Annotated in this window: 12 protein-coding genes; 7 read left to right on the top strand and 5 right to left on the bottom strand. The window is 71.7% G+C overall.

Annotated elements, in window-relative coordinates; all coding sequences use genetic code 11:
- Positions 1–36 precede the first annotated feature (36 nt).
- Positions 37–1308, bottom strand: coding sequence for a M6 family metalloprotease domain-containing protein (locus tag ACZ5XZ_RS14130; protein ID WP_468977564.1), 1272 nt, complete (start codon positions 1306–1308; stop codon positions 37–39).
- Between the two features lie 327 nt (positions 1309–1635).
- Here ACZ5XZ_RS14130 and ACZ5XZ_RS14125 point away from each other — a divergent pair, with 327 nt between their 5' ends.
- Entirely contained in the window at positions 1636–3432 is a 1797-nt protein-coding gene (locus tag ACZ5XZ_RS14125) for a putative bifunctional diguanylate cyclase/phosphodiesterase (RefSeq protein ID WP_468977562.1), read from the top strand.
- A gap of 60 nt (positions 3433–3492) precedes the next feature.
- Here the strand turns inward: ACZ5XZ_RS14125 and ACZ5XZ_RS14120 are convergent, their stop codons facing one another.
- From ACZ5XZ_RS14120 to ACZ5XZ_RS14110, 3 genes are all read right to left on the bottom strand, one after another.
- The gene (locus ACZ5XZ_RS14120; RefSeq protein ID WP_468977561.1) at positions 3493–4620 is read right to left on the bottom strand and encodes an LLM class flavin-dependent oxidoreductase; all 1128 of its coding nucleotides are present in this window, start codon (positions 4618–4620) and stop codon (positions 3493–3495) included.
- Between the two features lie 103 nt (positions 4621–4723).
- Positions 4724–5449 carry a maleate cis-trans isomerase family protein gene (locus ACZ5XZ_RS14115; protein WP_468977560.1) on the bottom strand — a complete coding sequence of 242 codons (726 nt, stop codon included), beginning with the start codon at positions 5447–5449 and terminating at the stop codon, positions 4724–4726.
- A 133-nt stretch (positions 5450–5582) separates the two neighbouring features.
- A complete protein-coding gene (locus tag ACZ5XZ_RS14110; protein ID WP_468977557.1) occupies positions 5583–6506 on the bottom strand; it encodes a maleate cis-trans isomerase family protein in 924 nt (307 codons plus the stop codon).
- 205 nt (positions 6507–6711) lie between these two features.
- Here ACZ5XZ_RS14110 and ACZ5XZ_RS14105 point away from each other — a divergent pair, with 205 nt between their 5' ends.
- Positions 6712–7695: a D-2-hydroxyacid dehydrogenase gene (locus tag ACZ5XZ_RS14105; protein WP_468977556.1), complete on the top strand. Its 984-nt coding sequence runs from the start codon at positions 6712–6714 to the stop codon at positions 7693–7695.
- A gap of 84 nt (positions 7696–7779) precedes the next feature.
- Positions 7780–9198 carry an amidase gene (locus tag ACZ5XZ_RS14100; protein ID WP_468977554.1) on the top strand — a complete coding sequence of 473 codons (1419 nt, stop codon included), beginning with the start codon at positions 7780–7782 and terminating at the stop codon, positions 9196–9198.
- On the opposite strand, the gene ACZ5XZ_RS14095 is transcribed toward ACZ5XZ_RS14100, so the two are convergent.
- Positions 9195–9695, bottom strand: coding sequence for a DUF3830 family protein (locus ACZ5XZ_RS14095; protein ID WP_468977552.1), 501 nt, complete (start codon positions 9693–9695; stop codon positions 9195–9197). The two genes, ACZ5XZ_RS14100 and ACZ5XZ_RS14095, sit on opposite strands and share 4 nt — an antisense overlap.
- Before the next feature lie 130 nt (positions 9696–9825).
- Between ACZ5XZ_RS14095 and ehuB the strand changes: the two genes are divergently transcribed.
- Genes ehuB through ehuA form a run of 4 tightly spaced genes read left to right on the top strand, consistent with a single transcriptional unit; the run spans position 9826 to position 12959 of the window.
- Complete coding sequence (ehuB, locus tag ACZ5XZ_RS14090) at positions 9826–10764, top strand: ectoine/hydroxyectoine ABC transporter substrate-binding protein EhuB (RefSeq protein WP_468977550.1); 939 nt, start codon at positions 9826–9828, stop codon at positions 10762–10764.
- Entirely contained in the window at positions 10761–11492 is a 732-nt protein-coding gene (gene ehuC / locus ACZ5XZ_RS14085; protein WP_384430876.1) for an ectoine/hydroxyectoine ABC transporter permease subunit EhuC, read from the top strand. Before ehuB ends, ehuC begins: the two co-directional genes overlap by 4 nt.
- A 32-nt stretch (positions 11493–11524) precedes the next feature.
- Complete coding sequence (ehuD, locus tag ACZ5XZ_RS14080) at positions 11525–12142, top strand: ectoine/hydroxyectoine ABC transporter permease subunit EhuD (protein ID WP_468977860.1); 618 nt, start codon at positions 11525–11527, stop codon at positions 12140–12142.
- Positions 12132–12959: an ectoine/hydroxyectoine ABC transporter ATP-binding protein EhuA gene (ehuA, locus tag ACZ5XZ_RS14075; protein WP_468977548.1), complete on the top strand. Its 828-nt coding sequence runs from the start codon at positions 12132–12134 to the stop codon at positions 12957–12959. Before ehuD ends, ehuA begins: the two co-directional genes overlap by 11 nt.
- Positions 12960–13072 lie beyond the last annotated feature (113 nt).

Genomic DNA, 13072 nt, shown 5'->3' with positions numbered 1-13072 from the left:
CGGCGCGCCACCGCTCGTGCCCCACCGCCGCGGGCCTCAGCCGCGCCCGATCTTGACCGCCCACTCCCCGTCGCTCGACCGCCCCGCGACCTGGATGCGTACGCCGTCCTCGGCGGCGTCCAGGCTCTCCCCCACGCCCAGCGGCGCGTCCGCGAGCGGCGGGTAGACGGACGTGCCCCAGCAGGCGGAGGTTCCGGGGTGCCCGTCGAGGACCTGGACGGGCCCCGCCCCGGAGGGGGTCTCGCTGCGTACGCGGTAGACCAGGACGCCCTCGGTGCACACGCCGCGGTCGTTGCCCACGGCACCGCGTGCCTCGATCACCAGCGCGCTGTCCTCCCCCGTACGGACCACCAGCAGCCGCGGCCGGCGCTGGCTGCGGGGCTCCCTGGGGGCGGACAGGGTCCGGAGCGAATGCATGGTGGGGCCGGCGAGATCGGCGCAGTCGACCTGGTTGTCGGCGATCCAGCCGAGCTTCCACTTGTGCCAGGCGAAGGGGTCGGGCGCCAGCCCGAACTGGCTGCCCATGAGGTCCCAGTCACCCACATAGGTGTCCCAGTCACCCTTGCCGTCCCGCGGACGGTGGTAAAGGTCCGGCAGGTCGAAGACGTGACCGGTCTCGTGGGCCAGGACATTGCGGTCCGGCGGGCTCTGCTCGAAGACGGTGACGAATCGGTGCAGGTCACGGTCGTCGGCATGCATCGGCTGATCGAGGTTGACGACCTTGGTGGCGTCCGAATCGACGCCGGGAGCGTCCGGATCGGCGACGAAATAGACCATGTCGTAGCGGCTGAAGTCCACCGACGGATCCGCGGCGGCGACCGCGTCGCGCAGATAGGACGCGCGCCGGGCGGCGTCCCAGTCACGCCGTATCCCGTACGCGTCCGACGAGCGCGGCATCTTCACCCAGGCGGGGTGCACATGCGCGCGCAGCCGGAACTTCCCGTAGGAGGCGCGCGCGAAGAAGGCGGAGGTGGCGGGGAAGTAGTCGCGCGAGAGCGCCCGCGGGGCGGCGGCGGGCCGGGAGTCCGGGAAGGAGAGGTAGATCATGACGGCGCTGAGCGGGCGGTCCGGGCGCGTGTAGGAGCCGTTCCAGCTGTCCACGCCCTCGGAGTGGTGCGCGTCGGTGCGCCCCAGCGCACAGGACAGGGCGGCCTCGGAGGCGGTGGCGGGTCCGGCGACGACGGAGGTGGCGATCAGCGCGCTCAAGGACGTGATGACGGCCGCCACGCGCCGCAGGCGGTGGTCCGCCCCGTCGGACGTCAGGGCGCGCGGCACATATACCTCCAGGGACGGATTCGGAGACCTCATCTACCCTGTCGGGATTTAAAGCTATTCGTCCTGTTTCGGAGGTCCAGACGAGTGACCGGCGCGTCTCCGCCGTCTCGTAACGGACAGTCACAAACGACCAAGGGGGCAATCGGTACGAACAGAGCCGAGCAGAAATGGCTGAAGTTCCGTCATGGGTGCCGACGATCACGGCTGCGTCGCTGGCTCGGCTGTTGTGCCAGCCTCTATGATCGCCACACTTTCCAGCGCGAGAAGCACCCTCCATACGAGACAAGCGCCATGCGGGAGCGAGCAGTGAGCGGACACCCCGACGGCCCGGGCCGCATGCCCGGAGCGACACTGCCCTCAGTGACGGAACGTAACGGCACGACCAAAGAATCCGCCGACCCCCGGCACCCGACCACCGGCCGCTGCGACGACACCGCCGCCTCGCTCGGCGACTATCGCGCCGCCTTCCACGCCGGACGCCTGGCGATGGCCGTCCTCAACCGCGACGGGCTGGTCCTCGCGGCCAACCCCGCCTTCGGCGAGCTGGTCGGCACCGACCCGGACCAACTGGTCGCCGCCACCGCGGCGGACCTCACCGACCTCGGCGCCGACCCTCGGGTGTGGACCGCCTACCGCGAGGTGCTGTGCGGCCGCAGCAAACGGCTGCGCTGCACCCGCCGCCTCAAACACCCCGAGGGGCAGTCGGTCTGGGTGGAGGTGACCGTCGAGCCGCTCACCCCCGAGCCGCTCAGCGGCGAGGAGCGGATGCTGCTGTCGGTGGCGGACATCAGCGACCGGCACGACCTGCTGGCCCGTCTGCGGCATCTGCAGATGCACGACCCGGTGACCCGCCTGCCCAACCGCGCGCTGTTCTTCGAGCGGCTCTCCACGGCGCTGGAGACGGCGTCCTTCGAGCCGACCGGCACCGGCCGGATCGGGCTGTGCTACCTCGACCTGGACGGCTTCAAGGCCGTCAACGACACCCTGGGGCACCGCGTCGGCGACCGGCTGCTGAGCGCGGTGGCGCAGCGGCTGACGCGCTGCGCGCAGAGCGCGGTGGAGCGCGCGACGGGCCGCGGCGAGCATCTGGTGGCGCGGCTCGGCGGTGACGAGTTCGCTCTTTTGGTGGAGGACTCCACCGGCACCGACCAGCTGGCCGAGCTCGCCCAGTGCGTGCTCGAGGCGCTGCAGCGCCCGTTCGATCTGGCCGGGCAGCGGCTGTCGGTCTCGGCGAGCATCGGCGTCGTGGAGCGGGCCGCCACCGGCACCACCGCGACCGGGCTGATGCAGGCCGCGGACACCACGCTGTACTGGGCCAAGGAGGACGGCAAGGCCCGCTGGACGCTCTTCGACCCGGAGCGCAACGCGCACCGGATGACGCGCCAGGCACTCTCCAGCACGCTCCGCCCGGCCGTCGACCGCGGCGAGTTCACCCTGGAGTACCAACCGCTCGTCGGCCTCGGTGACGGCCGGGCACAGGGCGTGGAGGCCCTGGTGCGCTGGCGGCATCCGCAGTTCGGGACGCTGTCGCCGAATCGGTTCATCGCACTGGCGGAGGAGAACGGCGCGATCGTCGAGCTGGGCCGGTGGGTCCTGGAGCGGGCCTGCCATCAGGCGCGCGCCTGGCAGCTGGCGCACCCCGGCGGCCAGCCGCTGTTCGTCAGCGTCAATGTGGCCGTGCGTCAGGTGTGGGACTCCGACCTGGTCGCGGACGTGGCCGGGATCCTCGCCGAGACCGGGCTGCCGCCGGAGCTGCTGCAGCTGGAGCTGACCGAGTCGGCGGTCATGGGCTCGGCCGGCCGGCCGCTCCAGGCCTTGCAGGCCCTGAGCGACATGGGCGTGCGCATCGCCATCGACGACTTCGGCACCGGCTACTCCAACCTCGCCTACCTCAGCCGCCTCCCGGTCTCCGTACTGAAGCTGGACGGCTCCTTCGTCCACGGCTTCCGCTCCCAGGAGCACCCCAACCCGGCGGACGAGATGATCGTCGAGGCGCTGGTGGCGCTGGCGCACCGGCTGGGCCTGACGGTCACCGCCGAGTGCGTGGAGAGCGCCGAGCAGGCCGAACGCCTCCGGCGGATCGGCTGCGACACCGGCCAGGGCTGGCTGTACTCCCGGCCGGTGGCCCCGGAACGGGTCGCGGCGCTCTTCATCTAGGGGCTGTCCGACGGGTCGGGGAGCGGACCCGGCCACGACCCGTCGGACACCCTAGGGCGGCTATATGCCGTAGGCGTCCGCGATCAGCTCGTACGAGCGCAGGCGCGCCTCGCCGCTGTGGACGTTGGCCGTGATCATCAGCTCGTCGGCGCCGGTGCGCTTGGCGAGGTCGTCCAGGCCCTGGCGGACCGCGTCGGGGGTGCCGTGGACGACGTTGCCGAGCCAGCTGTCGACGAAGCCGCGCTCCAACTCGTTGAAGCGGTAGGCCTCGGCCTCCTCCGGGCTGGGGACCAGGCCGGGGCGGCCGGTGCGCAGCCGGACCATGGCCAGGGCGCCGGTCATCACCTGGCGGCGGGCCTCGCGCTCCTCCTCGGCGGCCAGCGCCCCGACCCCGATCAGGGCGTACGGCTCGGCGAGCACCTCCGAGGGGCGGAAGGCGGCGCGGTAGAGGTCGAGCGCGGGGACGGTGTTGGCCGCGGAGAAGTGGTGCGCGAAGGCGAACGGCAGACCGAGGGTGCCGGCGAGCCGGGCGCTGAAGCCGGAGGAGCCCAGCAGCCACACCGGCGGCCGGTGGGGGGACTGCACGCCGCCGGGCGAGGTGGCCTGGACCGGGCCGGGGACCGCGTGGATCTTGGCGTACGGGTGCCCGTCGGGGAAGGAGCCGTCCAGGAAGCGGGTCAACTCGGCCAGTTGCTGCGGAAAGTCATCGGCCCCCTCGTGCAGGCGCTCGGTCCGGCGGAGCGCGGCGGCGGTGGCGCCGTCGGTGCCCGGAGCGCGGCCCAGGCCCAGGTCGATCCGGCCGGGGGCCATCGCCTCCAGGGTGCCGAACTGCTCGGCGATGACCAACGGGGCGTGGTTGGGCAGCATGACGCCGCCGGAGCCGAGCCGGATCCGCCGGGTGTGCGCGGCGAGATGGGCGAGCAGCACCGCGGGGGAGGAGGAGGCGACGCCGGGCATGGAGTGGTGCTCGGCGACCCAGTAGCGGAAAAAGCCGCGGCGTTCGGCCGTACGGGCGAGGTCGACGGCGGTGCGCACCGCGCCGGATGCGGTGTTGCCCGCGCCCACCGTCACCAGGTCGAGCACCGACAGCGGGACCGGGGCGCTGCCCTGGGCACTGCCCCGTATCCCGTCGTCGCCGTCGCGGCCCGTCTCGTGGCCGGCCCGGGTCTCGTCGTCTTCGCCGCTCACAGTGCGGGTCCTCCTCGCTTGGCGCTGGGTCTGCGAGGTCGACAACCGGAGAGGATCTCCACTTATTCCCGGCCGGCTTCCCCGGCCGGCGCGGCGCGGCCCGCTATACGCGCGCGGTCCGCGAGAACAGCGCCCCCAGTCGCGGGCAGGAGATCGTCCGGTCCAGCAGCCGCAGCCCCTCCCAGGCCGTCACCTGATTGGCGGTGAGCACCGGCTTGCCCAGTGCCGCTTCGAGGGCGGGCAGATGCGCGGCGGTGTGCAGGGCGGTGTCGGGCAGCAGCACGGCCTCGGCGTCCGGGTGGTCGCCGGCGCGGGCGAGCGCGAGCACCTCCGTGCGGCCCCAGGTGCCGACCTCGGCGGCGGTGATGATGCCGCTGCCGCGGGTGGCGACGACCTCCGCACCGGCGGACTTCAAAAACGACCGGAAGTGCTCGGCCACGTCCTCCGGGTACGTCGCGGCGATCGCCACCCGGTGGGCGCCGAGCGCCCGGACGGCGTGCGCGAAGGCGAAGGACGTACTGGAGGCGGGCAGGCCGGCGGTGGCGGACAGCTCCCTGACCTGAATGTGCGCGCCCTCCCAGCCGAAGACGAAGCTGGCGCTCGTACAGGCCCAGACGACGGCCTGGGCGCCGCGCTCCTTGAGTTCCGCGACGCCGGCCGCCAGCCGGGCGGCGGAGCCCATCTCCAGCAGCGCGTCGACCCGGTGGGCGTCCTCGCCGATGTCGGTGTGCACGAGCGGCAGGCGGACCGCGCCGCCCAGGATCTCCTCCAGCCGGGGGTAGTCGTCCTCGGCGGAGTGGCCGGGGTAGAGGAAGCCGACCGATGCCATACAGGTCTCCCTTGCGAGTACGGCTGCGGGTGCCGTGGCGTTCATGGGGCGGGTGCGCTCTCGGGTGGTGCGGTGAGCTGTCGGGCAGGAGCGCTGCCGGCGGCGCGGACGGCACCGGCAGCGTCCGGGCCCGTCAAACCGGGGGCAGCGGCCCGGGATCCTCGGGCAGATAGGGCGGCGGATCGACGCCGTCTCCCACCTCCCCCTCCGGCGGCGCGGGCGGTCCGGCGAAGGCCGCCTCGGGGGTCGCCCGCGGTACGCCTTCTCCCGACACTCCCGGTAGCACCGGCTCCGACCCGGTCATCGCGGCCGGGCCGCTGCGCGCCACCGGATCGAGCAGCGCCTGGTACGGGCCGACCGCCTCCGCGCCGATGGCGCGCAGCGCGGCCCACATCGTCACCTGATTGGCGGACAGCACCGGCATCCGCAGCTCGGCCTCCAGCTGCGGGATGACGTCGTAGGTCGGCAGGTTCGTGCAGCTGATGAAGAGGGCGTCGGCGGCGCCGATCACGGCCGCGCGGGCCATGTCGACGACGTCGCGGTAGGGCACCTTCCAGATGTGCCGGGTCAGTCCGAGGTAGGCCCGGCCGGTGACCGTGATGCCCGCCTCGCCGAGATAGTCCTCCAGGGAGTCGGTGACCGATTTGGTGTAGGGGGTGACGACCGCGATGCGCCGCGCGCCGATCTCGCGCAGCGCCTCGATCAGTGCGCCCGAGGTGGTGAGGGAGGGAACCTCCCCCGCCTGGGCCATGGCAGCGCACATGGCCCGCTCGCCCGCGACCCCGCCGACGAAGCTGCCGGAGGTACAGGCATAGCAGATGACCTGCGGTGATACCGCGCACAGTGCCTGGACTGCGGCGTCCAGTGTTTCGTGCTCGCTGACCAGACGGGCCAGGTCGAGGCTGACCTCGACGGGCACGAACGGAGTTCGGGTGAGGTGGAGGGACACGTCGTCGGGAACCCAGCGCCACAGCTCGCGGTCGAGCGCGAAGTCAAAAGGGGCGACAACGCCCACACCGAGCTGAGGCTGGGGACCACCCAGAAAGGAGACGTCCATTGAAGGCCCCTAGAAACGAAGGGCTGATGGCCAGGCCAGTGGCCAGGGAAGGAGGTGCAGCCGGAGCAAGCCGGGACGTCGGGACAGATGCCGTTGTTGACACGGTAGATACGACTTCTTAGCGTGGTCAATCCTCGCATCTCAGGCATCTGTCGGCGCCCCTTTTCTGTGAAAGGGGCTCACGTTTCAGAACGGTTTCTGGCCTATGTCCGAAAGCACCGGAAGCACCGGAAGCACGGTCCTCGTCCTGGGGTCCGATCCGCCGCCGAAGCTCGACCGGCTGACCGGCCGAGCCCGGCTGATCTTCGCGGACGAGACCTCGCTGGCGGAGCTACTCCCCACCGCCGACGTGCTGTTGGCCTGGGACTTCACCTCCGACGCCATCCGCGAGGCCTGGCCCCGCGAGGGCCCCAGGCCGCGGTGGGTGCACACCGCGAGCGCGGGCGTGGACCGGCTGCTGTGCCCCGCCCTGATCGCCGACGACACGATCGTGACCAACGCCCGCGGCGTCTTCGAGCAGCCCATCGCCGAGTACGTCGCCGGCCTGGTGATCGCCATGGCCAAGGACTTCTACGGAAGTTGGGAGCTGCAGCGGCAGCGGCGCTGGCAGCACCGCGAGACGCTGCGGCTGGGCGGCACCCGCGCGGTCGTGGTGGGCTCCGGGCCGATCGGCCGGGCCATCGGCACCACCCTCCTGGCACTGGGTGTCAAGGTCGATCTGGTCGGCCGGCGGGAGCGGACCGACGACCCGCAATTCGGCCTCGTACACCCGAGTGACGCGCTGAACGGCTTGCTGCCCCAGGCGGATTGGGTGGTCTGCGCGGCGCCCCTGACGGACGCCACCCGCGGCCTGTTCGACCAGGCGGCGTTCGCGCGGATGCCGCCCCGGGCGCGGTTCATCAACGTCGGGCGCGGCCCGCTGGTCGTCGAGGACGACCTGGTCGCGGCGCTGCGCGGGTGGCGGATCGCGGCGGCGGCGCTGGACGTCTTCGAGCACGAGCCGCTGGCGGCGGACAGCCCGCTGTGGGACGTGCCGCATCTGATCATCTCGCCCCACATGAGCGGCGACACGCTGGGCTGGCGCGATGCGCTGGCCGAGCAGTTCCAGGACAACTTCGACCAGTGGTCGGCCGGCGAGCCGCTGCACAACGTCGTCGACAAGCGGCTCGGGTACGTACCGGTGCAGTGACGGCGCGGACCGCCGGGCCGCGGCGCGGCGCGGCGCCCCCCCACCCACCGCCCCGCCCCGGGGCGGCCGACGCGCGGAGGACGCATGACCACCGAACCGACCGACCTCGCCGAGCTGACCGCCACCCGACTGACGGCCGGGTACGCCGCCGGCGACTTCTCCCCCGTCGAGGCCGTCCGCGCGGCCTTGGAGCGCGCCGAGGCCGCGCAGGCCGCCACGAACTGCTTCACCCGGATCGACGCGGACGAGGCGCTGGCGGGCGCCAAGGAGTCGGCGGAGCGCTGGCGGGCCGGTGAGCCGGCCGGTCCGGTGGACGGGGTGCCGGTCACCGTCAAGGACATCCTGCTGACGCGGGGCGCGCCGACGCTGCGCGGTTCGCGGACGGTGCGGGCCGAGGGGCCGTGGGAGGAGGACGCGCCGTCGGTGGCCCGGTTGCGGGAGTCCGGGGCGGTGTTCGTCGGCAAGACCACCACCCCGGAGTTCGGCTGGAAGGGGGTCACCGACAGCCCGCGGCACGGGGTGACCGGCAATCCGTACGACCCGCGGCGCACCGCGGGCGGCTCCAGCGGCGGCAGCGCGGCGGCGGTGGCGCTGGGCGCCGGGCCGCTGAGCCTGGGCACGGACGGCGGCGGCTCGGTGCGCATCCCGGCGTCCTTCTGCGGGATCTTCGCGCTGAAGGCGACCTACGGGCGGGTGCCGCACTATCCGGCGAGCCCGTTCGGCACGCTGGCGCACGTCGGCCCGATGACCCGCGACGCGGCGGACGCGGCGCTGATGATGGATGTGATCACCGGCGCGGACTGGCGGGACTGGTCGCAGCTCGGGCCGGCCGCCGGCTCGTTCCGGGACGCACTGGCCGGTCCGGTCTCCGGGCTGCGGGTGGCCTACAGCCCGTCGCTCGGCTGGGATGTGGCCGTCGCGCCGGAGGTCGCCGCGGCGGTGCGGGGCGCCGTCGAGACGCTCGCCGGGCTCGGCGCGTCCGTCGAGGAGATCGATCCGGGCATCGCGGACCCGGTGGAGGCGTTCCACACGCTGTGGTTCAGCGGTGCGGCGCGGGTGGTGCAGCACCTGGACGACGCGGACCGCGCACTGCTCGATCCGGGGCTGCGGGAGATCTGTGAGCAGGGCGCCCGCTACAGCGCGCTGGACTATCTGGCCGCGGTCGACACGCGGATGGCGCTCGGCCAGGCGATGGGGCGCTTCCACAGCGCCTACGACCTGCTGGTGACCCCGACCGAACCGATCACCGCCTTCGAGGCCGGCGCGGAAGTGCCGTCCGGATCCGGCCACACCCGCTGGACGGGCTGGACGCCGTTCACCTACCCCTTCAACCTCACCCAGCAGCCGGCCGCGTCGCTGCCCTGCGGGGTGGACGGCGACGGGCTGCCGATCGGCGTCCAGCTGGTCGGTGCGCGGCACGCGGACGCGCTGGTGCTGCGCGCCGCGCACGCCCTCTACGAGGCGGGGGTGGCACAGATTCCGCCGCCTCGGCCCGCCGCCTAGGCCCGCCGGAAGCTGAGGGTCTCCCCCAGGGCGCCGGCCCGCCACAGGTCCTGGCAGGCGTCGGCCATCCGGTCCATGCCGTCGACGACGCTGCCCCACACGATGCCGGGCACCCAGCCCGCGTCACCGTTGATCAGCAGGTTGTTGCGCTCGTAGAAGAGCGCGAGATCGACGACGGTGGCGCGGCCCTGGTGCTTGGCCTGACTCTCGTAGCCGTAGGACGCGGTGCCCAGTTGGGTGTCGCTGAAGGTGAAATAGCACAGGTCGCCGGGGATCGGGGTGATCGTGGGGTTCTCCAGCGGCGGCTCCTCGGGCGCGAACGGCGCCAGCAGGGCGTAGATCTCGTTGCGGGCGTACTTCGCGTGGTAGACGTCGCCGCCGAGCGGGAGGGCGTCCCATACGGCGTTGCAGGTGATCGGGGCGCGGTCGTCGAGCAACTTCGCCGTGCAGCGCACGCCGCGCTTGTCCAGCGAGACTTCGATGAAGCGATCGGTCATGCTTCGGATCGTAGGGGGCAATACCGGCGTACGGAACGGCATGGAACAGTACGGCACAACTCCCAACCGCTTGTATCAAGGGCCGGAAACGATCGGCATACTCGCCAGGCGTTCGGGTAGCCGCGCGCCCATGGCTCCACCACCATGGAACACCACAGAAACCACCGGCCAATTGACACGCGGCATCCGCCGCCGGTCGCTGCTCGCGGGGGTAGCGGCGCTCGGCGCAGCGGGTGCCGTCGGGGCGACCGCCGGCTGCTCCCGGGTCGACGTCACCGGCGCGACGGGCGGCGGCCATCTGCTCGACGACCTGCGCGACAAGGGCACCGTCCGCATGGGCATCGCCAGCGAACCGCCGTACGCCTCGATCAACAGCAAGGGCGAGCTCACCGGCGAGGCGCCGGCGGTGGCCAAGACGATCTTCCAGCGGCTGGGAATCAAGAACTTCGAGCCGGTGCCGGTCGAGTTCGGCGCGCTCGTGCCGGGCCTGCACTCCTTCCAGTACGACGTGATCGTCGCGGGCATGTTCATCAACAAGGCGCGCTGCCAGGCGGTGCTCTTCTCCGACCCGGACTACGAGTCCAAGGACGCCTTCCTCGTCCCCAAGGGGAACCCGAAGAAGATCAAGGACTATCCGGACCTCGCCGAGCAGGGCCTGCGCATGGGCACCGGTATCGGCTACGCGGAGATCGACTACGCGGTCGGCAACGGCGTCAAGCAGGGCGCGATCCAGACCTACGGCGACCAGATCGCCGGCATGGAGGCGCTGGAGGCGGGCCGGATCGACGCCTTCGCCGGTACCGCCCTGACCATGATCGAGGCCCTGAAGACCGGTCAGCACCCCAAGGTGGAGATGACCGAGCCGTTCACCCCGAAGGTCGACGGCAAGCCCCAGCGCGACGGTGGCGGCTACGGCTTCCGGATCGGCGAGACCAAGCTGCGGGACGCCTTCAACCGCGAGCTGCACAAGATGAAGAAGAGCGGCGAGCTGCTGCGGATCGCCAAGCCGTACGGCTTCACCGAGGAGTTCATGACCGACCTCACCGCGAAGGAGCTCTGTAACAAGTGACCTCTGCGCTGTGGGGACTGTTCTTCGAGGGGCTGTGGATCACCGTCCAGCTGATGGTCTACAGCGCCGCCCTGGCCGCCGCTGTCGCCTTCGGCATCGGCCTGGCGCGCACCTCGCGCTTGTGGATCGTCCGCTTCCTGTCCGGTGTGTACGTGGAGTTCTTCCGCGGCACCTCGGCACTGGTACTGATGTTCTGGCTGTTCTTCGCGCTGCCGCTGCTGGGCTGGCAGCTCGTCGGCATCTGGGCGGGCACGCTGGCCCTGGGCCTGTCGTACGGCGCGTACGGCTCCGAGATCGTGCGCGGCGCCCTCCAGGCGGTGCCGGCCGCCCAGCGGGAGGCGGCCATCGCGCTGAGCTTCTCGCCCTGGCAGCGGCTGCGCAAGGTGCTGCTGCCGCAGGCCGTTCCCGAGATGATGCCGCCGTTCAACAACCTGCTGATCGAGCTGCTCAAGGGCACCGCGCTGGCGTCGCTGCTGTCCATCGGCGAGCTCACCTTCCAGGCCAAGCTGGCCCGGCTGTCGACGGGCCAGAGCGCCCAGGTCTACGGAATCATCCTCGTGCTGTACTTCGTGGTCGCGTTCCTGGTGACCCGGGTCATGCGGGTGCTGGAGCGCCGCGCCAAGGCCTCGGTCGGCCGGGCGGTGCCCAAGGGCGAGGGCTGGTTCTCCCGCAAGCTGCCCGTCGAGAAGCAGGGACCCGAGGCACTGGCCACCGGAGGCAAGCCGTGAACAACTGGTCGTGGAGCTACATCGGCGACATCATGCCCGACCTCCTCAAGGGGCTGTGGATCACCGTCCAGGCGACGATCTACGGCTCGCTGGTGGCCTTCGCGCTCGGGCTGGTGTGGGCGCTGGCCCTGCGCTCGCCGAGCCGCTGGGTGACCTGGCCGGTCAGCGCCGTCGTCGAATTCGTCCGCAACACCCCGCTGCTGGTGCAGCTGTTCTTCCTGTTCTTCGTGCTGCCGAGCTGGGGTCTGACCTTCGCGCCGCTGACCACGGGCGTGATCGGTCTGGGCCTGCACTACTCGACGTACACCGCGGAGGTCTACCGCGCCGGCATCGACGGCGTGCCGCCCGGCCAATGGGAGGCCGCCACGGCGCTGAGCCTGCCGCGCCGGCGCACCTGGATCGCGGTGATCCTGCCGCAGGCGTTCCGCCGGGTGGTGCCCGCGCTCGGCAACTACGTCATCGCGATGTTCAAGGACACGCCGCTGCTGGCCGGCATCACCGTCGCCGACATGCTCTTCCAGGCGAACAGCATCAGCGCCACCACCTTCGACTACCTGGAGCCGATCACCGTCGTCGGCATCCTCTTCGTCGTCATCTCCTACCCCACCTCCCTGCTTCTGCGAGCCCTGGAGCGTCGTCTTGTCCGCTGACAGCAATCCCCCCAAGGACCTCTCCAAGGAAGCGGCCGCCCCCGCGGGCGAGAGCACCGAGCTGATCCGTTTCGACCACGTCACCAAGCGCTTCGGGGCCAACACCGTCCTGGACGCGCTGGACTTCACCGTCTCCTCGGGCAAGCACGTCACCCTCATCGGCCCGTCCGGATCCGGCAAGACCACGATTCTGCGGCTGCTGATGACGCTGCTGAAGCCGGACGAGGGCACCATCAAGGTCGGCGGCGCGTACCTGACGCACGAGGAGAAGGGCGGCAAGCTCGTACCGGCCGGGGAGAAGCACACCCGGGAGGTCCGCAAGAACATCGGCATGGTGTTCCAGCAGTTCAACCTCTTCCCCAACATGAAGGTGCTGCGCAACATCACCGAGGCGCCGGTGCACGTCCTGGGCATGAGCAAGGACGCCGCCGAGGAGCGGGCCCGCGAGCTGCTGGACCTGGTGGGGCTGACCGAGCACCTCGACAAGTACCCCACCCAGCTCTCCGGCGGCCAGCAGCAGCGGGTCGCCATCGCCCGCGCGCTGGCGATGCGCCCGCAGGTGCTGCTGCTGGACGAGGTGACCTCGGCGCTCGACCCGGAGCTGGTGGCCGGGGTGCTGGACGTGCTGCGGGACATCGCGCACACCACGGACATCACGATGCTGTGCGTCACCCACGAGATGAACTTCGCCCGGGACATCTCCGACGACGTCCTGATGTTCGACGCCGGCCGGGTCATCGAGTCCGGTTCCCCGGAGAAGATCTTCACCGAGCCGGAGCACGAACGCACCCGGGAGTTCCTGAGCGCCGTGCTGTGAACCGCGCGCCACGGGCGCGGTGAGAGAGGTGGGGGGGGGGGGGGGGGGGGGGGGGGGACAGGGCCCCCCCCCCCGGGGGGGGCCGGGAACCTACGGACCCCACCAAAGGCGCA

This window comes from Streptomyces sp. NPDC033270, assembly GCF_055576575.1.
The sequence above is the reverse complement of the archived record's forward strand: the minus strand, read 5'-3'. Positions and strand labels throughout refer to the sequence as shown.

Coding starts and splice junctions, on each gene's coding strand:
- ehuD (WP_468977860.1), top strand. CDS start 11,525: ATGCCCGACCTCCTCAAGGGGCTGTGGATCACCGTCCAGGCGACGATC.
- ACZ5XZ_RS14095 (WP_468977552.1), bottom strand. CDS start 9,695: ATGACCGATCGCTTCATCGAAGTCTCGCTGGACAAGCGCGGCGTGCGC.
- ACZ5XZ_RS14105 (WP_468977556.1), top strand. CDS start 6,712: ATGTCCGAAAGCACCGGAAGCACCGGAAGCACGGTCCTCGTCCTGGGG.
- ACZ5XZ_RS14115 (WP_468977560.1), bottom strand. CDS start 5,449: ATGGCATCGGTCGGCTTCCTCTACCCCGGCCACTCCGCCGAGGACGAC.
- ACZ5XZ_RS14100 (WP_468977554.1), top strand. CDS start 7,780: ATGACCACCGAACCGACCGACCTCGCCGAGCTGACCGCCACCCGACTG.
- ACZ5XZ_RS14110 (WP_468977557.1), bottom strand. CDS start 6,506: ATGGACGTCTCCTTTCTGGGTGGTCCCCAGCCTCAGCTCGGTGTGGGC.
- ACZ5XZ_RS14130 (WP_468977564.1), bottom strand. CDS start 1,308: ATGAGGTCTCCGAATCCGTCCCTGGAGGTATATGTGCCGCGCGCCCTG.
- ehuB (WP_468977550.1), top strand. CDS start 9,826: ATGGCTCCACCACCATGGAACACCACAGAAACCACCGGCCAATTGACA.